Annotated in this window: 27 protein-coding genes; 18 read left to right on the forward strand and 9 right to left on the reverse strand. The window is 72.3% G+C overall.

Translation table 11 applies throughout. From position 1 onward, the window contains the following. The first annotated feature begins 88 nt into the window (after positions 1 to 88). The 6 genes from ACFYL6_RS26105 (at position 89) to ACFYL6_RS26130 (ending at position 5,128) form a co-directional block, all read left to right on the forward strand. A complete protein-coding gene (locus ACFYL6_RS26105; protein ID WP_387175113.1) occupies positions 89 to 991 on the forward strand; it encodes an LCP family protein in 903 nt (300 codons plus the stop codon). A gap of 58 nt (positions 992 to 1,049) precedes the next feature. Next, on the forward strand, positions 1,050 to 1,385 hold the full coding sequence (locus ACFYL6_RS26110; RefSeq protein ID WP_387175115.1) for a rhodanese-like domain-containing protein: 336 nt from the start codon (positions 1,050 to 1,052) through the stop codon (positions 1,383 to 1,385). 10 nt (positions 1,386 to 1,395) lie between these two features. Next, complete coding sequence (locus tag ACFYL6_RS26115) at positions 1,396 to 2,184, forward strand: glycerophosphodiester phosphodiesterase (RefSeq protein ID WP_387175116.1); 789 nt, start codon at positions 1,396 to 1,398, stop codon at positions 2,182 to 2,184. 55 nt (positions 2,185 to 2,239) lie between these two features. Continuing rightward, entirely contained in the window at positions 2,240 to 3,694 is a 1,455-nt protein-coding gene (locus ACFYL6_RS26120; protein WP_387175118.1) for an ATP-binding protein, read from the forward strand. Between the two features lie 67 nt (positions 3,695 to 3,761). Continuing rightward, positions 3,762 to 4,181, forward strand: a complete 420-nt coding sequence (locus ACFYL6_RS26125) for an ATP-binding protein (protein WP_387175120.1) — start codon at positions 3,762 to 3,764, stop codon at positions 4,179 to 4,181. Between the two features lie 59 nt (positions 4,182 to 4,240). Next, positions 4,241 to 5,128 (forward strand): DUF5926 family protein, encoded by an 888-nt coding sequence (locus tag ACFYL6_RS26130; protein ID WP_387175122.1) that lies wholly within the window; start codon positions 4,241 to 4,243, stop codon positions 5,126 to 5,128. A gap of 99 nt (positions 5,129 to 5,227) precedes the next feature. Here the strand turns inward: ACFYL6_RS26130 and ACFYL6_RS26135 are convergent, their stop codons facing one another. After that, positions 5,228 to 6,445, reverse strand: a complete 1,218-nt coding sequence (locus ACFYL6_RS26135; protein WP_387175124.1) for an arginine deiminase — start codon at positions 6,443 to 6,445, stop codon at positions 5,228 to 5,230. Positions 6,446 to 6,608: 163 nt separating this feature from the next. Between ACFYL6_RS26135 and ACFYL6_RS26140 the strand changes: the two genes are divergently transcribed. From ACFYL6_RS26140 to pheA, 5 genes are all read left to right on the forward strand, one after another. Next, entirely contained in the window at positions 6,609 to 7,346 is a 738-nt protein-coding gene (locus tag ACFYL6_RS26140) for a hypothetical protein (protein ID WP_238657411.1), read from the forward strand. 169 nt (positions 7,347 to 7,515) lie between these two features. Continuing rightward, entirely contained in the window at positions 7,516 to 7,974 is a 459-nt protein-coding gene (locus ACFYL6_RS26145) for a hypothetical protein (RefSeq protein ID WP_387175126.1), read from the forward strand. 75 nt (positions 7,975 to 8,049) lie between these two features. Beyond that, positions 8,050 to 8,439 (forward strand): ACT domain-containing protein, encoded by a 390-nt coding sequence (locus tag ACFYL6_RS26150; RefSeq protein WP_387175128.1) that lies wholly within the window; start codon positions 8,050 to 8,052, stop codon positions 8,437 to 8,439. A gap of 207 nt (positions 8,440 to 8,646) precedes the next feature. Next, positions 8,647 to 9,141: a hypothetical protein gene (locus ACFYL6_RS26155; RefSeq protein WP_387175130.1), complete on the forward strand. Its 495-nt coding sequence runs from the start codon at positions 8,647 to 8,649 to the stop codon at positions 9,139 to 9,141. A gap of 10 nt (positions 9,142 to 9,151) precedes the next feature. Further along, positions 9,152 to 10,108: a prephenate dehydratase gene (gene pheA, locus ACFYL6_RS26160; protein WP_387175132.1), complete on the forward strand. Its 957-nt coding sequence runs from the start codon at positions 9,152 to 9,154 to the stop codon at positions 10,106 to 10,108. A 49-nt stretch (positions 10,109 to 10,157) separates the two neighbouring features. Here pheA and ACFYL6_RS26165 read toward each other — a convergent pair whose 3' ends face one another. The 3 genes from ACFYL6_RS26165 to ACFYL6_RS26175 all read right to left on the reverse strand — a co-directional run bounded on the left by ACFYL6_RS26165 (position 10,158) and on the right by ACFYL6_RS26175 (position 11,964). Next, a complete protein-coding gene (locus ACFYL6_RS26165; RefSeq protein WP_112583872.1) occupies positions 10,158 to 10,880 on the reverse strand; it encodes an AIM24 family protein in 723 nt (240 codons plus the stop codon). 154 nt (positions 10,881 to 11,034) lie between these two features. Next, positions 11,035 to 11,382, reverse strand: a complete 348-nt coding sequence (locus ACFYL6_RS26170; protein WP_387175359.1) for a metallopeptidase family protein — start codon at positions 11,380 to 11,382, stop codon at positions 11,035 to 11,037. 150 nt (positions 11,383 to 11,532) lie between these two features. Beyond that, a complete protein-coding gene (locus tag ACFYL6_RS26175) occupies positions 11,533 to 11,964 on the reverse strand; it encodes an OsmC family protein (RefSeq protein ID WP_387175134.1) in 432 nt (143 codons plus the stop codon). Positions 11,965 to 12,094: 130 nt separating this feature from the next. Between ACFYL6_RS26175 and ACFYL6_RS26180 the strand changes: the two genes are divergently transcribed. From ACFYL6_RS26180 to ACFYL6_RS26190, 3 genes are all read left to right on the forward strand, one after another. After that, positions 12,095 to 12,835 carry a hypothetical protein gene (locus tag ACFYL6_RS26180; RefSeq protein ID WP_387175136.1) on the forward strand — a complete coding sequence of 247 codons (741 nt, stop codon included), beginning with the start codon at positions 12,095 to 12,097 and terminating at the stop codon, positions 12,833 to 12,835. 283 nt (positions 12,836 to 13,118) lie between these two features. Beyond that, the gene (locus ACFYL6_RS26185) at positions 13,119 to 13,940 is read left to right on the forward strand and encodes an HAD family hydrolase (RefSeq protein ID WP_387175139.1); all 822 of its coding nucleotides are present in this window, start codon (positions 13,119 to 13,121) and stop codon (positions 13,938 to 13,940) included. Next, positions 13,940 to 14,752: an HAD family hydrolase gene (locus tag ACFYL6_RS26190; RefSeq protein ID WP_210787440.1), complete on the forward strand. Its 813-nt coding sequence runs from the start codon at positions 13,940 to 13,942 to the stop codon at positions 14,750 to 14,752. Before ACFYL6_RS26185 ends, ACFYL6_RS26190 begins: the two co-directional genes overlap by 1 nt. Before the next feature lie 2 nt (positions 14,753 to 14,754). On the opposite strand, the gene ACFYL6_RS26195 is transcribed toward ACFYL6_RS26190, so the two are convergent. After that, on the reverse strand, positions 14,755 to 15,357 hold the full coding sequence (locus tag ACFYL6_RS26195; RefSeq protein WP_238661813.1) for a bacterial proteasome activator family protein: 603 nt from the start codon (positions 15,355 to 15,357) through the stop codon (positions 14,755 to 14,757). A gap of 84 nt (positions 15,358 to 15,441) precedes the next feature. Between ACFYL6_RS26195 and ACFYL6_RS26200 the strand changes: the two genes are divergently transcribed. Next, positions 15,442 to 16,239: an alpha/beta hydrolase family protein gene (locus ACFYL6_RS26200; protein WP_387175142.1), complete on the forward strand. Its 798-nt coding sequence runs from the start codon at positions 15,442 to 15,444 to the stop codon at positions 16,237 to 16,239. 81 nt (positions 16,240 to 16,320) lie between these two features. Beyond that, entirely contained in the window at positions 16,321 to 17,508 is a 1,188-nt protein-coding gene (locus ACFYL6_RS26205) for an ABC transporter substrate-binding protein (RefSeq protein WP_387175144.1), read from the forward strand. Positions 17,509 to 17,575: 67 nt separating this feature from the next. Here the strand turns inward: ACFYL6_RS26205 and ddaH are convergent, their stop codons facing one another. Further along, the gene (gene ddaH / locus ACFYL6_RS26210) at positions 17,576 to 18,409 is read right to left on the reverse strand and encodes a dimethylargininase (RefSeq protein WP_372492786.1); all 834 of its coding nucleotides are present in this window, start codon (positions 18,407 to 18,409) and stop codon (positions 17,576 to 17,578) included. 59 nt (positions 18,410 to 18,468) lie between these two features. Between ddaH and ACFYL6_RS26215 the strand changes: the two genes are divergently transcribed. Both ACFYL6_RS26215 and ACFYL6_RS26220 read left to right on the forward strand, forming a co-directional pair. Beyond that, on the forward strand, positions 18,469 to 18,933 hold the full coding sequence (locus ACFYL6_RS26215; RefSeq protein ID WP_238659336.1) for an Lrp/AsnC family transcriptional regulator: 465 nt from the start codon (positions 18,469 to 18,471) through the stop codon (positions 18,931 to 18,933). A gap of 72 nt (positions 18,934 to 19,005) precedes the next feature. Further along, complete coding sequence (locus tag ACFYL6_RS26220) at positions 19,006 to 19,962, forward strand: zinc-binding dehydrogenase (protein WP_387175147.1); 957 nt, start codon at positions 19,006 to 19,008, stop codon at positions 19,960 to 19,962. A gap of 6 nt (positions 19,963 to 19,968) precedes the next feature. Here the strand turns inward: ACFYL6_RS26220 and ACFYL6_RS26225 are convergent, their stop codons facing one another. The 3 genes from ACFYL6_RS26225 to ACFYL6_RS26235 all read right to left on the reverse strand — a co-directional run bounded on the left by ACFYL6_RS26225 (position 19,969) and on the right by ACFYL6_RS26235 (position 22,025). Next, a complete protein-coding gene (locus ACFYL6_RS26225; protein WP_387175149.1) occupies positions 19,969 to 21,075 on the reverse strand; it encodes a hypothetical protein in 1,107 nt (368 codons plus the stop codon). A gap of 81 nt (positions 21,076 to 21,156) precedes the next feature. Next, positions 21,157 to 21,423 carry a DUF6457 domain-containing protein gene (locus tag ACFYL6_RS26230; RefSeq protein ID WP_387175151.1) on the reverse strand — a complete coding sequence of 89 codons (267 nt, stop codon included), beginning with the start codon at positions 21,421 to 21,423 and terminating at the stop codon, positions 21,157 to 21,159. After that, positions 21,420 to 22,025: a molybdenum cofactor guanylyltransferase gene (locus ACFYL6_RS26235; RefSeq protein ID WP_387175153.1), complete on the reverse strand. Its 606-nt coding sequence runs from the start codon at positions 22,023 to 22,025 to the stop codon at positions 21,420 to 21,422. Before ACFYL6_RS26235 ends, ACFYL6_RS26230 begins: the two co-directional genes overlap by 4 nt. Between the last annotated feature and the right edge of the window lie 318 nt (positions 22,026 to 22,343).

Here is a 22,343-nt window from a genome sequence, read left to right on the forward strand (position 1 = left end):
GCCACCTCGCGCCCGGGGGTCGCGGATCCTGCTCGGCGTCGGCCTGGTCCTCGTCCTGCTGGCCGGGCTCGCCGCGGCCGGGCTCAAGATGCTCACCCACCGGTACGACCGCACGGTGACCAAGGAGCAACTGCTCGACCCCGACGCCCGCACCGACCGCACCGACCTGGACGGGCCGCTCAACTACCTCCTGGTCGGCTCCGACCGGCGCCCCGGCGACAGCGGCCCGGACCAACGCTCGGACACCATCCTCATCGTGCACGTCCCCGCCGGGCAGCGGGAGGCGTATTTGGTCTCCATCCCGCGTGACCTGCTGGTCGCCATCCCGCCCGCGAACGGCTTCGGCGGCGGCCAGGACAAAATCAATGCGGCGTACGAGCACGGCGGCGGCGGCCAGGCCGGTGCCCAACTGCTCTCGGCCACCCTGAACCGTCTCACCGGAATCCGGTTCGACGGCGCCGCGCTGATCGACTTCTCCGGCTTCCGGAAGGTCATCGACCTGCTCGGCGGGGTGGAGATGTGCGTGGACACCGAGGTCCGCTCGATCCACACCAACCGTCTCTTCCCCACCGGCTGCCAGCAGATGGACGGGGCGCAGGCGCTGGACTACGTCCGGCAGCGCTACGACCTGCCCGGCGGGGACTACGACAGGCAACACCACCAGCAACAGTTGCTCCGGGCGATGCTGGACAGCGCCGGCAAGGCGGACCTACGGAACAACCCCGTCAAATTCGACCAGGTGCTCCGGGCCGTCGGCGGCTCGTTGACCGTCGACACCAACGGCGTACCCCTGGAGGACCTGCTCCTCGCGCTGCGCGGGCTGCCGCCCGACGGCATGCGTGGCGTTCAGGTGCCCTCCTCGCCGCAGACCATCGACGAGGTTTCGTACGTGGTGCTGGACAACGGGGGCAACGGGCTCTTCGAGGCGGTTCGCGGCACGCGGGTGCCGGCCTGGGCGCAGGCCAACCCGCGCTGGGTGACCCGGTTGTGACGGTACCGACGGCCCGGTCGGTGTTGAACCGGGCCACGAGGATCTAGTGTTGCTTCCTGTGTTCGGACCCCAGGTTCCCACCGTGCCCGTGACCGAGATCGCCGACGAGACCTACCTGCTGGATGTGCGGGAGGACGACGAGTGGGCGGCCGGCCACGCGCCCACCGCCCACCACCTGCCGATGATGGAGTTGCCGGCCCGACTGGCCGAGGTGCCCGCCGACCGGGAGGTGGCTGTCGTCTGCCGTTCCGGCGGGCGTTCCGCCCAGGTCGTCGCCTACCTGATCAACAACGGTTGGGAGCAGGTGCGCAACGCCGACGGCGGGATGCGCCAGTGGGCTGCCGTCGGCCGACCGGTGGTCGACGCTAACGGGCAGCCCGGCCAGGTCATCTGAGGCCGGCGCAATGGGCGGGCCACTGGTCTTCGCGCACCGCGGCGCCTCGTTCGACCTACCCGAGCACACCCTCGCCGCGTACCTGCGCGCCCTGGACGAGGGTGCCGACGGCCTGGAGTGCGACGTCCGGCTGACCCGGGACGGGCACCTGGTCTGCGTGCACGACCGACGACTCGACCGCACCAGCAACGGTCGCGGTCTGGTCAGCGCGCGTACGCTCGCCGAGCTGGACGCCCTGGACTTCGGTTCGTGGCACCCGGGCGGCGCGCCGAACGGCGACCTGCCGCCGGACGAGTCGCACACCCGGCTGCTGACCCTGGCCCGGCTCCTGGACGCGGTGCTCGCCGCCGGCCGGCCGGTCCGGCTGCTGGTCGAGACGAAGCACCCGTCCCGCTACGGCTCGAACGTGGAACGGCGACTGGTCACCCTGCTGCGCCGGTACGGGCTGGCCGACCCCGCACCGGACGACCCGGTGCAGGTCACCGTCATGTCGTTCTCGCCACTGGCGGTCCGTCGAATGCGCGAGCTGGCCCCGACGCTGCCCACCGTGCTGTTGCTGGAGGTGCTGCCGCGCTGGCTGCGGTTGGGGCGGCTGCCGTTCGGCACCCGGATCGCCGGGCCGGGCATCGGCCTGGTCCGGGCCCGCCCGCAACTGCTGCCCGCACTGCGCGCGGCCGGCAACCAGGTGTACGTCTGGACGGTCAACGAGCCGACCGACCTGGAACTGGTGCTGGCCGCCGGGGTGGACGGAATCATCACCGACCGGCCGGCGTACGCCCTCGCCCGGCTGGACCGCTGACCCCATCGCCCGGGCGGGGGTGCCCAAAACCGGCTCGGCGGGGCAGACTCGGCACATGCCGGAGCGTATCGATTTCCCCGCTCTCCTCGCCGGCCACACAGTCGTGATCGAGATGATCAACTCTGGGGACGCCGGCCTGCCGGTCCTCGCCCAGCTGCTCCGGGTGGCCCAGCCGGCGCTCGGCGCGACCGGGATGGCGTTCGTCGAGTTCGGTCCGACCGGTGGTCGCGTCATCGCCGCGACCGGCGCGGCGGAGTGGGCCATCGGTCGGCCGTTGGCGGTCGACGACCCGGACACCGTCTGCCTGCTCTCCGGGCCTCGGGTACGCCAGGCGCGGGTGAGCGACCTCAACGGCAACCTCGCCGGCGAACTGGCCGGCAGCGGCCTGCGCCAGATGGTGGTCTCCCGGGCCGAGATCGGCGGTCACACCGTCGGCAGCCTGCACGCCCTCTATCCGGGCGATGACGAGCCCGACGCCGAGCAGCAGGGCGTGGTCGCCTACCTCGCGTCCTGCGTCGCGCACATGTACGGCGACCAGAGTGGCCTGCCGGTGCACGGCGACGGTCCGGTGGTGGCGGCCCTCGCCGACGGGCTGGCCGTCGTCGACCGGGACGGGCACGTCCGGCTCTGGAACCCGGCCGCGGCCCAGGTCACCGGCCGGACGGTCGAGCAGGCGCTGAGCCGCCCGCTGCCGTTTCCGCTGCCGCCCTCCGGGCAGGTTCGGGACCACCGGATGCCGGACGGCCGCTGGCTGCGGCTCACCTCCGGTGACCTGCCCGGTCCGGGCATGTTGCGGGTGGTCACCTTCCGGGACATCACCGACCAGCAGCGCCGTGACCACGACCGCGAGCTGTTCGTCGCCGTGACCAGCCACGAGCTGCGCACCCCGGTCACCGTCATCAAGGGGTACGCGGACACCCTCACCGACCACTGGGAGTCGCTGACCGAGGTCGACCGACGGCAGGCTGCCCGGGTGATCGGGCAGCGCGCCAACGAGCTGGCCCGGCTGGTCGACCGTCTGCTCAGCTCGGCGGCCGAGGCGGGGCCGGGCGACGACCCTCCCACCCCGTTCGACCTCGGCGAGGCGCTGCGCTCCGCCGTCGTGGACCTGCCGGCGGAGCTGCGCCGCCGGCTGGTGCTCCGCCTCCCGAGCGATCTGCCCAAGGCGCTCGGTCACCGGCCCAGCCTGGCCACCGTGCTGACCGAGTTGACCACCAACGCCGGTAAGTACTCGGCACCGGACTCTCCCATCGAGATCACCGCCTCGGGCGACGGTCGACTGGTGGCGTTCCGGGTCAGCGACCAGGGCATCGGCATCCGACCCGAGCACGTGGAGCGGGCGTTCGACCGGTTCTGGCAGGGCGAGTCCGGCGACCGTCGCGGCTACCCGGGTGCGGGGCTGGGCCTCTATCTCGTCCGCCGGATCGTTGAACAACAGAATGGATGGGTATCCCTACGACCGAGGACCGGCGGCGGTACGGTCGCAGAGGTGCGGCTACCACGCGGTTGACCAAGGGTGGCGCGACGTGGAGGCGACGGTGGCAGCGGCAGTGGCAGCGAGGGATCGAGCCTGGTGCGTGGTGGTTCCCCACCACCCGGGCGGGGCACGGCTGGCCCGACACCGGCTCGCCGCCGACCTGGCGGACGTCGTACCCCCGACGCTCCTCGCGGACCTGATCGCGGTGCTCGCGGAGTTGGTGGGCAACGCGGTGCGGCACGCCAGGCCGCTGCCCGGCGGCGTGATCCGGGTTGCCTGGCGGCTGCGGCCCTCGACCGAGGGCGCACTGATCCAGCTGCGGGTCACCGACGGCGGCAGCGCAAGCGCCGGGCCGCGGCTCCGAACCGCCAACCCGGACGCGGCGGACGGGCGCGGGCTGCACATCGTGGCCGGCCTGGCCACCCGCTGGGGCGTCGAGCAGGACGGCATGGGCCAGCGCGTCTGGGCCGAGTTCGACCCGGTGCCGACCTCCCGACCCGACCTGGTGCCGGCGGGCTGAGGACGGCTCGGGCGGGTCCCGGCCACGGCGTGCCGCTCGGGGCTCTAGGCTGTGACGCCGTGAGTAAGCGTCGAAAGAGCCAGCGCACCGCCGCCGACACCACCCCCCGTCGCGACAAGGTGCGGGACGTCTTCGTGCCGCGTCCGTTCGACGGGCTGGTCGACGAGTCCGAGTGGATCGCGCTGCGCGAGTTGGTGCCCGCCGCCTCCGCCCCACTGCGGCTGGCGCCCGCCCTGGTCGAGGAGTTCGGCGACCGGGCGGCGACGCTCGCCACGGTGCTGCCGATGGCCGCCCCGGCGATCACCAAGCCGGACGGCCGCGTGCTGATCGGTCTCCAGCGCCACCAGCAGTCCGGCGACGTCTCCCGGGATCTGGCCGACGCGTTGCTCAGCGCGCTGCGTACCGAGCCGGGTGGCCAGGTGACCGTGCCGCCACTGCCCGGCCCCGGCCCACGGCTGCAGGACATCCTCGTGGACGGTCCGCTGGACATCACCATGCACGACGGTTTCGACTTCTGGCTCGACCCGGGGGCGGCCGACGATCCGACCGTCCAGGCGTCGCTGGAGCGGGCGAACGCGGCCATCTATCCGACGGTCCGGCTGACCGCGGCGAAGGCCGCGTACTGGTGTCAGGTCCCGGAGAAGGCCCACGTGCGCTGGGTGCTGCCGGACGACGAGGACGCCGCCCTGGACGCCCTGGCCCGACTCGGCGCGGCCGGCACCCTGCCGCTCGGCGAGCAGACCAAGTTCGCCGGCATGTTCCGCGCACACGGTCGGCTCGTGCCGGTCTGGGACCTGCCGGAGGAGACCCCGGCGGCCGAGTGGGAGGAGCCGGTGGCGCAGTTCGCCAAGCGGTACGCGGAGGCGCTCACCGTCACCGACCCACTCGACGCCGCCGCCCGCCGGTCCCGTCAGGGGCTGCTCGGCCGCCAACTCACCCTGCGCTGAGCCGGGCCGCCGTCCCTGGCGCTGTCGTCCCGCTCCAGCCTGGGGGCGGGCGCGGTCGTCCCGGGCGCCGGATGACGGGCGGGCGCTGTCGTCGCGCGTTCAGCCGGCGACCGGTAGCGGGTCGCGGGTGATCGGGCAGGACATGCAGCGGGGTCCGCCCCGGCCGGAGCCCAACTCCGAGCCGGCGATCGGGATCACCTCGATGCCGGCGCGTTCCAGTTGGGCGTTGGTCTCGGTGTTGCGCTCGTAGCCGACGCAGAGCCGGGGGGCCAGGGCGAGGGTGTTGTTGCCGTCGTCCCACTGCTCGCGTTCCGCGGTGACCGGGTCCAGCCCGGTGTCGATGACCCGGAGCAGGTCGAGGTCCATCGCGTCGGCGGCGGCCCGCAGGAACGGTGCCGGCCCGTCCACCCGCGGGTCCTCGCCGTCCGCGCCGGCGATAACTGTGTACGCGGAGAGCGTGCTCGCGATGTTGGGATACATCAGGACGGCGTCCACGTCGACCATCGTGCACACGGTGTCCAGGTGCATGGTGGCGCGCTTCTGAGCGATCGGCACAACCAGGATGGTGTGGGCCAGGCCGGCGGCGAAGACCTGCCGACCGAGGCGCTCGGCGCCGGCCGGGGTCGTCCGCTCGCCCACCCCGACCGCCAGCACCCCGGGTGCGAGCAGCAGCACGTCCCCGCCCTCCAGGTGCTCCAGGTGCGGGCGGTAGACGAACTCGGTGCCGGCGAACCGGGGGTGGTGGCGGTAGATGGCGTCGGTCAGGGTGGTCTCGCGGCGGCGGGCCGGCATGGCCAGGCTGGTGACGCCGACCCGGTCGCCGATCCACAGCGACGAGTCGCGGGTGAACAGCAGGTTGGGCAGCGGGTCGATGACGAAGTCGTGTCGGTCCATCAGCGTGTAGACCAGGCCACCCGGCCGCTCCGAACTGATCCGCAACTCCTCGTGGGCCAGCCCGGCGGTGAGCACGTCGGCCAGGGCGGGCGGATCCAGGTAGGAGAGGTGGTCGGCGACGCGGGCGCGCAGGGTGTCGCCGAGCCGTCGGGAGCGCAGCACATGCTCGGTGAGTTCGGCCCGGGCGTCCGCGACGGCGAGCGTCTCGGCCAGCAGGGTGGCAAGGTAGAGCACCTCGACGCCGCGCTCGCGCAGGGCGGCGGCGAACGCGTCGTGCTCCTCCTGGGCGCGCCCCACCCAGGGGATCGCGTCGAAGAGGAGCGAGTCGTTGTTGCGGGGGGTGAGCCGGGCCAGTTCCGGGCCGGGCCGGTGCAGCAGTACGGTGCCGAGCCGCCCGACTTCACTGTCGACGTAGTGGGTCACTCCCGCAGCGTAGGGCAGGGTTTAGCGGCATCCGACAAAAGAACTGTGGATGAATATGGCATTCATCCACAGTCATTCCGGCGCTCCGGCTTGCCGAACACCGGTAGTGGCAACGTAGGGTAGTGAGGACATAACTTCGAGGGACCTTTTGCCGGAGGTCGCGATGACTGTCTTTCCCGCACGACGAGCCGTACCGTCCGCTCGGGCACTGCCGCCCGTGGCGGTGCCACACCCCCGCGTCGAGGCGCCGGGGGTTCTCGAACCGGTCCGTCCGACACCGCTCGAATGGGCCCGCCGCCGTCGGGCCGAGCGGGGTGCACGCCGCCTGGAGGCGGCCGGGGCCCGGGCGTTGGGCCAACTCGACCATCTCGGGCCCGCGTGGCACGTGATCGAGTGGCCACGCACCGACGTGACAGACGTCCTCGACCGCGGTCAGGACGACCGAGCCGGGTTCCTCGCCATCGGGCCGAGCGGTCTGTTCGCCGTGACCATCGCCGACCACGGCCGGGCCAGGGTGCTCGTCGCCGGAGACGTGGTGCAGATCAACGGCAAGCGGCCCCCGTACGTGGCCGAGTCCCGTCGGGACGCCAAACGGGCCAGCAAGGCCCTCTCCGACGCGGTGGGGCTGCCCGTTCCGGTGACTCCGGTGCTGACCTTCGTCGGCTCCGGCGTGATCAGCGTCTACGGCCTTCCGAAGGACTGTCTGATGGCCACCCACCGCGAACTGGACCGGCTGCTCGTGGCCGGTGGCAGCCGGATCAGCCCCGCCACAGCCGAGAAGCTTTCCCGGGTCGCACAGCACCCCGGCACCTGGCTGAACGGCACGTACCGTCCAACGGCCGACTACCGGTGGTACGACGAGGGCCGAACGGCCGCTGACAAGCCGGCCCACCGCCGGTAACGTCACCGGCGACGCCACGCGGCTCCGGTCCCCCCGTTCACCTCACCGGTCCCCGCGCCGTCACCGGTCGCCTCGGTTCACGCTGCGCGTCCCGGTGACCCGGTGCGCTCGGTGATTCCGTCGGCGACCCGCTAGCGTGGACAGTCGATCGGTGCACATAGGAGGCGCGGTGGCCCACGTCGAACTTTCGCTCTCGGAAGCGTTCGTGCCGGCGGCGCGGGCCTCGACAGAGCCGGAGTCCGACAACGTCGGCCAATGGTCGTCGACAGTCTCCCGGGCCGATGAGCCGTGTCTGCTGATCGACGCCGACACCCGGGTGGTGGCGATCTCCACGGCAGGTTGCGAGCTGCTCTGTCTCGGTGAGCCGGACGGGCTGATCGGGCGACCGCTGCTCGACGGCGGGCTACGCCTGCTCGACTTCACCGCCAACCGGGGCGAGCTGACCGAAGCCGAGATCGACAAGATCCCGCCGCTGTTGGCGCTCTCCTCCGGCCGACTCGCCCGTGGCCTACTCCGGGTGCAGGCCGCCTCGGCGAACAGCTCCGACGCGACCGTCGACGCGATCTCCACCCCGGTGCTCACCGACGGCACCGTCGCCGGCTCCCTCACCTTCTTCTCCGAGGTCTGACCTGCGGCGGAGTGTGTCCTTCACCGCACGCGGCGTTGCCGGGGTGGGCCCGCACGAAGGCCGTAGGGTGCCCTCATGCTCGATATCGCACTGCTGCCGGGGGAATACGCTGTGTGCCGGTTGGCCGCCGGCACCACCCTGCCGTACGCGCTGTCGAGCGGGCTGCGCGGCGCGGACGTGGTGACGGTGAGCTGGACCGCCGACGGGATCTCCGTGATCTGCCCGACCGACCGGGCACCGGCGCAGGCCGTGGTGGAGATGACCTGGCGCTGTCTACGGGTCACCGCCCCGGTGGCGCCGGCCGGCGCCGGCAGCCTGGCCGCCCTCGTCGACCCGCTCGCCGAGGCACGGGTCAGCGCCGTCACGTTCTCCACGTTCGACACCGACTACCTGCTGGTGCCGACCGTCCGGTTGGCCGAGGGCACGGCCGCGCTCCAGCGCGCCGGGCATCGCGTCACCGGCTGACCTTCACCCGATCGGCCGCTCACCCTACGATGGGCTCGGCCACCCCGGCCGCGACGAATTCTCCGATGTCCCGAGGATCGGCCCGTGCCGTTCAGCCCGCCCCACCCCGCGTTCCCCTCACCGCGGCCGACGATCCACACCCCACCGGCGAATCCTGGCCGGGCAGCCGATCGCGGTCCTGTCCGGACCATCGCCCGGGTCCTGCCGATGGCGCTCGCCGTCGCGGCGCTGGCCGGCTGTGGCGCCCCACCCGGGCTCGGCGAGCCGACCGCCGTGCCCACCCACACCGTGACCCCGACGACGCCCGGCCCGAGCACCGCACCCCCGACCCCGCCGGCCACCGCACCCTCCCTCGGTACGGTGACGCCCACCCCGGACGCCGGGTTGGTCGCGACGGCCTGCCGCAACGGGCCGACCGGGCAGCGGGTGCTGCAACTGTTGCGCGGTCGGGCCGGGGTGCTGCCGGCGAACGTCCGGGTCCAGGTCCGCAGCGGGCCGCTCTGTGCCGGCGACTGGCAGTTCACCGTGCTGACGGTGACCGGGCACGAGGAACTCCAGGTGGTCACCCGGGGCAAGCCCAGCGCCCCGGTGCTGGTCACCGCCGGCACGGACGTCTGCACCATCGAGGTACGCGCCACCAGCCCGGCCGGGATCCGCGCCCTCGCCTGCGACGCCGGCCCGGCCAACGGACCGGGTGCGTAGGCTGATCGGCATGCCAGGAACACCGCCGACGCGTTTCGTCTTCCTCGGGCCGGAGGGCACCTTCGCCGAGCAGGCCCTGCGCTCCGTGCCCGCCGCCGAGCGCGGCACCCGTACGCCCGCCCGCAGCGTCGGGGAGGCACTGGACAGCGTCCGCGACGGCGACGCCGACGCCGCGCTGGTGCCACTGGAAAACTCGATCGGCGGCGCGGTGGGCGTCACGCTGGACGAGATGGCCGAGGGCGAGCCGTTGGTGATCACCCGGGAGGTGATCCTGGCGGTGGAGTTCGTGCTCGCCGCGCGGCCCGGCACCTCGCTGACCTCGATCCGCACCGTGGCGGCCCATCCACAGGCGTCCACCCAGTGCCGAGGCTGGCTACGCGACCACCTGCCCGACGCCGTGGTGGTCGACGTGCTCTCCAACGGCGCGGCCGCCGCCGGTGCCGGCACGGGTGAGTACGACGCGGCGATCTGCGCACCGATCGGAGCCTCCCGGCACCGACTCACGACACTCGCCGACAAGATCGCCGACCATCCCGACGCGGTGACCCGGTTCGCGCTGGTGTCCCGCCCCGGGCCGCCACCGCCGCCGACCGGTGACGACCTCACCTCGCTCGCGGTCTACATCGCCCACGACCGGGTCGGCGCGTTGCTGTCCGTGCTGATGGAGTTGGCCGTCCGGGGGGTCAACCTGACCCGGATCGAGTCCCGTCCCACCGGTGAGGCGCTGGGCCGCTACGTCTTCTTCCTGGACTGCACCGGCCACGTGGCCGACGTACGCCTGGGCGAGGCGTTGCAGGGGCTCCGCCGGGTCTGTGCCGACGTCCGCTTCCTGGGCTCCTACCCCAGGCACCGGTGGGCCGAGGTGGCGGGCGAACGCCCTGTGCCCGCGCCGGCGGGCCTCTCCGACGTCGACTACACCGACGCGGCGGCTTGGCTGGCCCGCCTGCGTACCGGCGAGTTGACCTGATCGGGCGGGGGCGCCCCCACAGTTCCGGAGCGCCCCACGCCACTCGCGATCAGCTCAGCAGACCGCCGAGCAGACCGCCCTCCTGCTGCTGCTGGCCGCTGCCCAGAACCGGCGGCTCCTCGGACGGCTGCACCACCACGAAGCCCTGACCGGCGAAGCTCATGGTGAACGACTCACCGGTGCGACGGCCGAGCAGTGTGCCGAGGCCGAGCTGCTCGGCCCGGTGGTAGCCGGTCTGGAGGTTCGCCGACCAGCAGACCGCGGCCTGCGGGTCGACGTACGTCGGGGCGTCCACGTTGAGCACGACCGGGGTGCCCTTGGTGGTGATGGCGATCCGCCCGTAGCCGCTGAACACGCAGTTGAACAGGCCGGACGAGGACGCCATCCCGGCACCGCCGACCATCCTGATGTCGTACTGGAGGGTGGAGTCGAAGGCGAGCACGCTGCTGCCGTTGATGGAGAGGGCGTCGCCCGGCTCCAGGTCGATGATGTGCACGTCCTTGGCCAGCTCGGCGAGGAAGACATCCCCCTGACCGGTGACCTTCATCAGCGGGACGCCCTCGCCGGTGAGCTTCTGCTTGAGGAACTTGCCGAGCCCGCCCGAGCCCAGCGCCTGGAACTGCACGTTCCCCTGGTAGGCGACCATCGACCCGACCCGGGCCATCGCCTCACCGTTGAGCTCGATCTTCAACATCTTGGAGTTCTGCAACCGCATGCCGGGCTGCGCGGACTCCTTCTCCAGATTCTCCGCGGAGAACAGCTCGCTGCGCATGAAAGGGCCTCCTGAATAGGGTCGCGTTCGCTGCACCGACGGTAGGCGACCTCGGCAAGCACAGGCCATCGGCCGGGCGGCGCGGCGCGGGCGGGCCGTGCGGCGCGGGCGGGCATGGAGCGGTGCGGGCGGGCGGGCGTCGAGCGGGGCGGGCTCAGCCCCAGCCGAGCGCGTGCAACCGCGCGTCGTCGATGCCGAAGTGGTGGGCGATCTCGTGCACCACGGTCACCGCCACCTCGTCGATGACGTCCTCGTCGTTGTCGCAGATCCGCAGGATCGGATGGCGGTAGATGAAGATCCGGTCGGGGAGCACGCCGGAGTAGTCCCAGCCGCGCTGGGTGAGCGCATGCCCCTCGTAGAGGCCGAGCAGGTTGACCTCTCCCGGTGGCGGGTCGTCCTCGACCAGGATCACCACGTTGTTCATCAGGCCGAGTAGTTCTTCGGGCACCTCGTCGAGGGCTTCGCCGACCAACTCCTCGAAGCGCTCACGGCTCATCTCCACCGGCACCTCGCCCATTGTGCCCGACGCGGGGGCACGCGGCCCGGTCCTGCGGGGACGACCGTGGCCGTCATCCGCACATGCACGGAAGAAGCGACCACCCGGGGCCGGGCGGAGGCTCCTTCCGTGGACGTACGGTGTGGGCCGGCTCGCTCAGGAAGCCAGGCGGGCGTTGAGGGTGATCTCGGCACCCGGCGAGAGCAGGCGGGAGATCGGGCAGTTGGCCTTGGCGGCCTCGGCGAGCTTCTGGAACTCCGCGTCGTCGATCCCCGGGACCTGGCCGACCGTCTCCAGGTCGATGCGGGTCACGGTCATGCCGGCGTCGGTCTTGTCCAGGTGCACCTTGGCGGTGGTCTCGACCGAGGTGGCCGTGGAGCCCGCGTCGGCGAGCGCCTTGGAGAACGCCATCGAGAAGCAGCCGGCGTGCGCGGCGGCGATCAGCTCCTCGGGGTTGGTGCCCTCACCCTCCTCGAAGCGCGACTTGAAGGAGTAGTTGCCGGACAGGCCGCCCTTACCGGTGCGGATGGTGCCCGCGCCCTCGGTGAGGTTGCCCTGCCATTGTGCTGAAGCGGTACGGATAGGCATGAGGCAAACGCTAGCGGAAAGGCGACCGCCGAGCGACTGACCGGCGCGCTCGCCAGCCCTGCGATCCCTGTCACCACCAGCTTGCTGTGCCATGATGCGACCCAGGTCCGTGCCGGCGGAAGGGTGGCCGATGTCCGAGGAGCTTCCGATCCCGCGGCAGGGCGACCGGTCCGAGGCCCCGGCCGTGATCGAGTGGGGTGCCGTCGACCCGGCTCCACGACGCCGGTTCGGTTGGTCCCTGGCCGACTTCGCGCGGGATCCTCGACTGCCCCTGCTGCTCGCCGGTCTGGGCGCGGTGGCCGCGATCGCCTCGCTGGTCGGTGAGTGGCTGGTGATGAGCCTGCCGAACGGCGGGCCCGAGGGGAACGCGACGATCGAGGTGCCCGCCGGGGTGTCCGAGGTCGGTGGCTTCGGGGTCGGCTATCTGGTCGGTCTTCTCGCCCTGGTCTGCACCGTGGCGCTGGCGTTGCGCGGCACGGCGGCCGTACGGCCGAACGCCCGGCTGGCCGGTCTGACCCTGGCCGGTGCCCTGCTGGCGCTGCTGGTGGCGGCCACGGCCAGCTTCGACAACCCCGGTCAGCGAAACTTCTTCTACTCGCCGCAGGACGGCTTCCAGGTCGAGTACGGCCGAGGACTGGTGATGGCGTTCGCCGCCTGTGTGCTGTTCGCGGCCGCCCTGCGGCTGGCGCCCGCCGCACCCCCCGGCGCGTTCGCCGCGCCACCGGACGACGACCGGCCCGCCGACGCGCCAGCACCGCGCCCCTGGCGCCGCCGCCGCGACCCCGACCCGGTCGACGACGGCCTACCCGCCCCAACCGACCTGACAGTCGCCCCCGCCGCCCCCTTCGCCCGCCCCGACCCCCAGCCCTAACCCCACCCCGACCCCGACCCCGGACCTCGACCCCGCCGATCTTGCAGTTGCTGTCCCGGCATAGGGCGCATAAACGCGCAAAACGGCAACCGAAAGTGCAAGATCGCGCGGGAGATGGGGGCACGCGCCCGGGACACCTTGCGGGTGCCCGGGGTTGGCGCCCGATTCGCCTGGAAGCCATGGATGCGACCCGTTCCGCGAGGTACGGTTGCTGCCCGCCGTCACGCCGGGAGTCGGTTTCCCTGACCCTGGCGGTGCGACGGCGGCGGGCGAAGGAGGAACCATGACCCGCCCGGGACTGCCCAAGTTGATCGCGACCGACCTCGACGGGACGCTGGTCCGCAGCGATGACACCGTCTCCGCGTACACCCATGGGGTGCTCGACCGGGTGCGCGCCGCCGGGATTCCGGTGGTCGGCGCGACCGGACGCGGCCCTCGGTTGACCGAGTTGACCCGCAACGACATCCGCGCCGCCGACTTCCTGGTGATGGCCGGTGGTGGGCGGGTGGTCGACCAGAGCGACCCGAGCGGCCCGGTGGTGCTCCGCGACGAGCGGCTGCCCGCCGAGGTGCTGGCCCGGCTCCTCGCCGACCTGGAGGCGGAGGTCGGCCCGCTGACCGTCATGGTCGAGGCGTCCGACGAGCAGGACGCCCCGCTGTGGGGCGACTATCACGAGAGCTGGCCCTACCAGGACCGCTTCGAGGCGCGCACGCGCGACGAGTGCCTCGCCTGCGACGTGATCAAGGCCTTTGCCCGGACCGCCGACCACCACGTGGACGAACTGCTGGCGGTGGCCCGGCGGATCGTCCCGCCGCAGGTCGCCACACTCACCCAGGCCGGGCTCGGTTTCATCGAGATCTGCCCGCCCGGCGTGGACAAGGCGACCGGGCTGACCGTGGTGGCGCAGACCCTCGGGGTCGACCCGGCCGATGTGCTGGTCTTCGGTGACATGCCCAACGATCTGCCGATGTTCGAGTGGGCCGGCTGGTCGCGGGTGGCCGTGGCCAACGCGCACCCCGCGCTGCGCGCCGTCGCCGACGAGGTGACCTTGCGCAACGACGACGACGGGGTGGCGGTGTATCTGGACCGGCTACTGTCCCGGTAATGGGAGACACACCCCGCCTCATCGCCACCGACATCGACGGCACGCTGATCCGCGACGACCACACCGTCAGCCCGCGCACCGCCGACCTGCTCGCGCGGATCTCCGCGCGAGGCACGCCGGTCGTCCTGGTCACCGGCCGTCCGGTCCGCTGGCTCAAGATGGTGTACGACCAGCTCGCCCGGCCGCTGCCGGCGGTCTGCGCCAACGGCGCCGTGGTCTACGACCCGTTCGAGGACGAGGTGGTGCGGGCTGACCCGCTCGCCCCGCACCACCTGGCCGAAGTGGCCCGGAGGCTACGGGCCGAGGTGCCCGGGATCAGCTTCGCCGTAGAAATCCTCGACAGCCGGGAGATGCGGCACGAGGCGCACTACCCGCTGCGCTGGGACGCCGACGCCAACGGCATCCGGCCGATCGAGACGCCGGAGGAGTTGCTCTCGGTGCCGGCGGTGAAGCTCCTCGCCCGAGCCGGCGAGCAGGACCCGGATGCCTTCGCCGAGCTGATTGCCACGGCGGTGGCCGGGTTGGCCGAGGCCACGCACTCGTCGTCCTCGGGGCTGGTGGAGATCTCCGCGGCCGGGGTGACCAAGGCGGCGGGGCTGGCCTGGTACTGCGACCAGCTCGGGGTGGCCGCGGCGGACGTGCTGGCCTTCGGCGACATGCCCAACGACGTACCGATGTTGACCTGGGCCGGGCGTGGCGTGGCGGTGGCCAACGCGCACCGCGCCGTCCTGGCGGTCGCCGACGACGTGACGACGGCGAACACCGAGGACGGCGTGGCGGCGTACCTGGAGAAGATCTTCGGGGTGGACTGAGGTCAGAGGTACTGACCGGTGTTGTGACCCTCGCCGGCACCCGGCTGGCCGATGCCCGGCATCCCGGGGACGACCCCGCCGGGGCCGCTGGGCAGCGCCTGCCGGCCGCCGCGCATCTGCTCCAGCTGCACCCGGGCGGCCATCTGCTGCGCCACCAGGGCCGCCTGGATGCCGTGGAACAGGCCTTCCAGCCAGCCGACGAGCTGGGCGTGCGCGATCCGCAGCTCGCCCTCACTGGGGGCCTTGTCCTCGGCGAAGGGCAGCGAGATGCGCTCCAGTTCGTCGCGCAGCTCGGGGGCGAGGCCCTCCTTGAGCTCGACGATCGACCGCTCGTGGATCTCCCGCATCCGGTTACGGCTGGCGTCGTCGAGAGGCGCGGCCTTCACCTCCTCCAACAGCTGCTTGATCATGCTGCCGATCCGCATCACCTTGGCCGGCTGTTCGACCAGGCGGGTCGGATCCTCGCCCTGGCCCTCGTCGGTCTGCATCGTGCCGATCGGTCGGCCGTCCGGACCGACCACCACAACGGTGCCGGAGTGGCCGGAGTCGTCGGGGCCGGGCTCGTCGTTCTGTCCAGCGGAGCGCGCTTCGGTCATGGGGTCCATCTTTACCCAGCGGGCCCGAGCTATGCCGTCCGGGACCGACTCCCGGGGCCGAACCACCCGGGCGGGGCGCGCTACCGTCGCGCCATGCCTGTCGACCCGCGCGCCGTGTTGACCCGGCCCGCTCCGGAGCCCGACCGGACCGTGGCGTACGGGGACGACCCGGATCAGGTGGCCGACCTGCGCCTCCCAGCGGGAACCGGGCCGGCACGGCCGCTGGTCGTCGTGCTGCACGGCGGGTTCTGGCGGGCCGAGTACGACCGACGGCACACCGGCCCGCTGGCCGCGGCCCTCGCTGCTGCTGGTTACCCGGTGGCGCAGCTGGAGTACCGCCGCACCGGGCAGCCCGGAGGTGGCTGGCCGGGCACCCTGACCGACGTCCTGACCGGGGTGGCCGAGCTGCCGGGGCTGGCGGCCGAGGCGCTGCCCGGCAGGGTGACTCCGGTCGCGCCGATCCTGGTCGGGCACTCCGCCGGCGGTCACCTGGCGCTGTACGCGGCGGCCACCGCCCCGGCGACTGTGCGCGGGGTGCTCGCCCTCGCCCCGGTGGCCGATCTGGGCGAGGCGTACCGGCGGGACCTGGACTCGGGGGCGGTCGCCGCGCTGCTCGGGGGCGGCCCGGCGCAGGTCCCGGACCGCTACGCGGCTGCGGATCCACGGATGTTGGTACCGATACGAACACGGACGGTAGTTGTGCACGGCTCGGACGATCTCCAGGTTCCGGCGGAGATGAGCCGGGATTTCGTCGCGGAGGCACGTGCCGGAGGTTCCGATATTTCCCTTGTTGAACTGCCTGGATGCGAGCATTTCGGGCTGATCGACCCGGAGTCCGTCGCCTGGCCTCAGGTCCTTGCCGTGTTGCGGTCCTTGCACGATGATCACTAGCCATTGACGCAGCGTCGCGGAGCAGGTAGAACGCCGGTGGGGCCGTGTTCGGCCCTGCAACGCTTCCGTGGAAGGAACTCGGTGTCACAGATGAATCGCAGGCGGGCGCTCCAACTGTTGGCCGCGCTCGGTACCACCGGGTTCGTCGCCGCGTGTGGCTCGGACAGTGACGCCGGACCGACCGCCGACCGCGGTCCAATCAAGATCGGGTTGATCACGCCGCAGGCCGGTGGATTCAAGAGCATCGGCGACGACATCACCAACGGCTTCCAGCTCTTCCTCGACCTGAACGACCAGCGGTTGGGCGGCCACCCGGTGGAGCTGCTGACCGCCGACGAGGGCGACACCGCGAAGACCGGTAAAGCCGCGGTCGATGGCCTGCTAAAGCAGGGCGTGCTGGCGCTCACCGGCGTGGTCAACTCGGCGGTGATGGTCGGCATCCGGGACACCGTGGAACAGGCCCGGGTCCCGCTGATCGGCTCCAACGCCTCACCGAGCAGCCTGCAGAGCGTCTTCTACATCTGGCGGACCTCGTACGTGCTCGACGAGGCCGGCCGGGCGCTGGGCCGCTACCTGCGCGACCAGCTGCCGGCAAACGGCCGTGTCGCGATCATCATGCCGGAGAACGTCGGCAGCCCGGACGTGGTCCGTGGCTTCCGGCAGGAGTTCGGCGCGAGCGACCCACGGATTCGCGACGCGGTGACCTACACCAACGCCACCCCCAACCCCGGCAAGACCACGTACGCCGCGGACATCACCAGGGCGCTGGCCAAGAAGCCCACCGCGGTCTTCTGCTTCTTCGCCGGGGCGGCCGCCGTGGAGTTCATCAAGCAGCTGCGTGAGAAGTTCGCCGGGCCGATCTACGCACCCGGCTTCCTCACCGAGGGCGCGGTGCTGGAGAACCTGAAGGACAACGCGCTGGGCATCCAGACCGCGCTGAACTACTCGGCCGACCTGAACAACACGTCGAACCGGGTCTTCGCCTCGGCGTACCGCAAGAAGTACCAGGTCACCCCCACCACGTACGCGATGGCGTCGTACGACGCGGCGCAGGTGCTCGACCAGGCCATCCAGCTGGCCGGCGGGAAGCCCACGCCACAGCAGGTCAACCTGGCCCTGGGCAAGATCGGCCAGATCGACAGCCCGCGCGGCATCTGGCAGTTCAACCAGCCGCGTACGCCGCAGCAGAAGTGGTACCTGCGCGAGGTGCAGCGCGACGGTCAGGTCATGTCGAACGTGCTGATCAACGAGCTGGCCACGCTGGGCTGAACGCCCACCCGGAACACGATTCGGGGCCGGTCTCCCAGTGGGAGGCCGGCCCCGAGACGTTCGCGGGTCAGTGCCGCAGCTCGGCGATGCAGCACTTCACGCTGCCGCCACCCTTCTTCAGCTCGGCCAGCTCGACCGGGACGGGGGTGTACCCGGCCGCCTTCAGCTTGCCGGCCAGGCGGGTGGCCTCGCTGTTGAGCACCACGTTCGCGCCGTCGCTGACCAGGTTGAGCCCGAAGGCCATCGCGTCCTCGTCGTCGGCGATCACCGCGTCCGGGAAGAGTTGGGTGAGCACCCGCTGACTGGCCGCGGAGAACGCGCCCGGGAAGTAGACGACGTTCGCGTCGTCGATGGCCGCGAGCGCCACGTCCAGGTGGTAGAAGCGGGGGTCGATCAGGCGCAGCGACACCACCGGGCGGCCCAGCGCCTCCTGCGCCTCGGCGTGCGCCGGGATCTCGGTGCGGAAGCCGTGCCCGGCCAGGATGAGCCCGCCGTGCGCCTCCGGCACGTACGCGAAGTCGCCCTCACCCTCGTTGGTCTCGCTGGGTGCGATGAACCGCCAGCCCTGCGCCTCGTAGAAGGCGTGGTGGGCGGCGGCCTCGGCGGCCCGCTGCTCGTGCTTGAACCGGGCGCCGTAGACGCTGCCGTCCACCACGAAGCCGCCGTTGGCGGCGTAGACCATGTCGGGCAGGCCCTGCTCGGGGGTGAGCAGGTGCACCTCGTGGCCGAGGCCGACAAGCGTCTCGCGCAGCCGGTCCCACTGCTTGACGGCCAGGTCCCGGTCGACCGGGGTGGTCACGTCCATCCACGGGTTGATCGCGTACTCGACCGCGAAGTACTCCGGCGAGCACATGAGATATGTCCGCTTTCGCGGGAAACGCTGCTGGTTCACGGTCACCAAGAGTAGGTACCGTGGAACTTTGAAAACAGCCACAAGCGTTGCTTCCCAGAGGCGGAACGTTGCAGATAGACGCGGTAGACCAGCGGATCATTGCGTTACTCGTCGCGGACGCCCGCGCGTCCTACGCCGACATCGGCGCCCGGGTGTCACTCTCCGCCCCGGCGGTCAAGCGTCGCGTCGATCGACTGCGCGCCACCGGCGTGATCAGGGGATTCACGGCTGTCGTTGATCCGGCCGCCGTCGGCTGGACGACTGAGGCCTTCGTCGAGCTGTTCTGCGCCGGCCGGACCACCCCGGCGCAGATCGGTGTCGCCGCCCGCCGACACCCCGAGGTGGTCGGCGCGTACACCGTCTCCGGGGAGGCGGACGCGCTCGTGCACCTGCGCGCCGCCGACATCGCCCACCTGGAGGCAGCGCTGGAGCGGCTGCGTGCCGAGTCCTTCGTGACCTCCACCCGCAGCACCATCGTGCTCTCCCGGCTGGTCGAATCACCCGGCGTAGGCCCTTCCCCCGGCACCTCTTGACCTCAACCCGGGTTGAGGAGATGGACTGACCCCGAGTGGGCGAGGCAGCCCACCGAGGCCGAGGAGACTGTCATGCGGGCGATCTGGTTACGTGAGTTCGGCGGGCCCGAGGTGCTGGTGCCCGGCCCCGCGCCCGACCCGGTGCCCGGTCCCGGCCAGGTGCTGATCGACGTCGCGCACGCGAACATCACCTTCATCGAGACGCAACTGCGCGCCGGTCGCCCCGGCCCGTTCCGCCTCACCCCACCGCTGATACCCGGCAACGGCGTCGGTGGGGTGATCACTGCGGTCGGGCCGGACGTCGACCCGGCACTGACCGGGCAGCGGGTGGTCAGCGCCACCGGAGGTTCCGGCGGTTACGCCGAACGCGCGGCCGTGGACGCGTCGGCGTCTATCGCGGTGCCGGCCGGGTTGGCGCTGGACGAGGCGGTCGCGCTGCTGGCCGACGGGCGGACCGCCACCATGCTGATCGAGGCGGTCGGCGTCCACCCGGGTGACCGGGTGCTGGTGGAGGCCGCGGCCGGTGGCGTGGGCAGCCTGTTGGTGCAGCTCGCGGTCCGGGCCGGGGCCCGGGTGGTCGGCGCGGCCGGTGGGCCACGCAAGGTGGACCTGCTGCCCGGCCTGGGTGCCGAGTTGGCCGTCGACTACCTCCGACCCGAGTGGGCCGAGCAGGTCCGGGCCGCGGTGGGCGGGGTCGACGTGGTGCTCGACGGGGTCGGTGGTTCGGTGGCACTGGCCGCCTTCGACCTGCTCTCCCCGGGGGGCCGGATGGTCAGCTTCGGGTTGGCGAGCGGGGAGTGGTCCCCGGTGTCGGCGGAGGCCGCCACGGCACGGCAGGTGACCCTGGTCCGGCCGGACGTGCCACCCGCGCGGCTGCGGGCGTACACCGAACAGGCCCTGGCCGACGCGGCGGCCGGCCGGCTGCGACCGCTCATCGGCCAGCGTTTCCCACTGGAACGCGCCGCCGACGCGCACGCCGCCATCGAGGCGCGCGCGACGGTCGGCAAGACCCTGCTGGACGTGACCTGACCGGGTTTACAAATACATGCCGGTGCGGTGCTCCGACTCGTCGCGTCGGACCGGCTTGTCACCCTCACCGAAGAACCGCTTGCCGCCGAACTCGCCGTGCAGACGGTCGTCCAACTCGTCGGCCAGACCGGTCATCACCTGCACGGCCAGCATCAGATGGGTCGCCTGGAAGTTGCGGCCGAACACCGGGATGGACGCCCAGACCGTGTCGTCGGCGCAGTAGAGGCGGCCGATCGGCATCCGGTTCGTCAGCTCGGAGAGCTTGACGTAGAGCCGCTCGGTCGGCTCGACCTCGGTGAGCACCGGGGAGAAGACGTCCACCAGGGGCGGGTTGTCCCGCACCCGCACGAAGACCATCGCCGAGCCGGCGCGGATGTTGATGTCACCGTCCGAGTCGACCTGCAACCGGTCGGTGTCCGACTTCAACATCGTGGAGACCACGGTACGGACCCGGTCGGCCAGGTCGAGCACGTCGTCCCGCTCCACCTGCGCGGCGGCCGCCTCGGCCAACGCCTCCTCCAGGTCCGCCTCCACGTCGGCGTCCGGGCCGAACTCGCTGCGCGCGGTGCCCAGCGGGTCCACCGCCAGCGGTTCGCCCTCGGTGTCCTGCACCGAGTAGACGAGGAAGGCCGGGTGCGGGGCGCCGTAGACGTCCCGCAGCGTGCGGGAGAGCAGCGCGGCGACCTGGGTCGACTCGGCCGTCGAGGCGTTCAGCCCGAAGGAACCACCGGAGCCGGCGACCACCCCGGGCGGGGACCAACCGAGCGCGACCATGTCCGCCACCGCACCGCGGTCCAGTCGGTAGCCCGCCGGCAGGGTGGCGTTGCCGACCGCGCGGGCGGACAACACCCGGTCCGCGTCCACGTCGACGCTTATCGAATAGATGGCGTCCCCGGTGCCGGAGGCGGTGGGGTCCAGGGTCACGTCGAGGTGCGCGCCGACGGGAAGTTCCCGCAGCCGTACGGCGAGCGCACGGGCGAACTCCCGCCACGCCTCGGTCACCTTCGCTCGCAGGTCGGTGGTGCTGGGCTCGTCGAGCAGGATCGATTCCGCCGGCTCAGTCGAAGCGCCGGGCAGCTCACCGTGCGGCGCCGAGGGGTGGTCAGCCGTCATGATCGCCTCCGTCCGTCACGATCACCCTACCCACGCCGCCCGGGGGCCGAATCAGCCCGGACCGGGATCGGACACCGGCGGTCAGGGGGCCGTCGGGTTCGCGGGGTCGGCGCCCAGCTCGACCGGCCAGGCGGTCGCCAGCGCGCTGAGCCGGGCCGCAGCGTCCGCCGGCTCCGCGCCCCGGCCAACCGCCAACCCCAAGAGGTACGCGGTGACCGGCGCACCCGGACGCAGCACCTGGTGGGCGACGTCCCGGGCCAGATCCAGCACCACCGGCACCGGCACCGCTGCCGGGTCCAGATCCAACTCGGCGCAGACCGCCGTGACCCAGTCGTCCATCACCGTCATCGCGCCCACTCCTCCGCCCGGCGTACGTCCTCGTCAGTGTCGCAGTCGAACCACGGCGGCGGGCCCTCGCCGGACCAGGCCACCTCCCGTACGACGAGACCGGCCAGCAGTGCCCGGACCGGGGCTCCGGACAGAGTCCCGCCCCGCTCGACAGTCAACCGGTGCAACGCCGCCCGCAGCGCGGCGACCCGCCAGACACCGCAGAGCGACTGCCGCCGACCGTCCCCGTCCACGAAGCACGCCCCGTCGGGCTGCGGCTCGCCTTGGCCGAGGTGGTTCAGCAGGTCGCCGATCGCGGCCCGGGTGAGCAGCGGCAGGTCGGCGGCGAGCAGCGCGACCACTGTGGTGTCGGGAGCCAGCAGTGCCAGACCCGCCGCCGCCGCGGCGACCGGGCCGCCGCCGGGCGGGTCCTCCTGGACGACTCGCACACCCGCCGGCACCGCGTCGACGGCACCGACCAGCACGCGCGGCGTCGCGTCGGCGACGGCGGCCAGCACCCGGTCACGCATCGGCCGGCCGCCGACCGGAAGCGCGGGCTTGTCGACCCCACCCATCCGTCGGGCGGCCCCACCCGCGAGCACCACGGCGGCGTACGTCCCCACCCGGCCACCGTAGCCGTACCGCCGCCCGCTCGTGCCCGCCGCCCGACCCCGGCACCGCCCGGTCGTGCCCGACGCCCGACCCCGGCGCCGCCCGGTCCGGCCGGCGCTCGGCCCGATCGCGAGGCCCCCACCCGGCTCGTCCGACCCTGCTGGCCCGACCCCTCACCCCGGTGATCATGGACTTATCGCTCGACACGCCGACGACACGCGCGGACAACCTCATGATCAACGCGCGGGGGTGGGGGTGGGGGTGGGGTGGGGGGCTCGGGTGGGGTGGTGCTCACGAATGGTTGGTGGTCGTGCGGGTGTGCGGGTGCG

This window comes from Micromonospora sp. NPDC007208 (assembly GCF_042869175.1).
GTDB lineage: Bacteria > Actinomycetota > Actinomycetes > Mycobacteriales > Micromonosporaceae > Micromonospora > Micromonospora foliorum.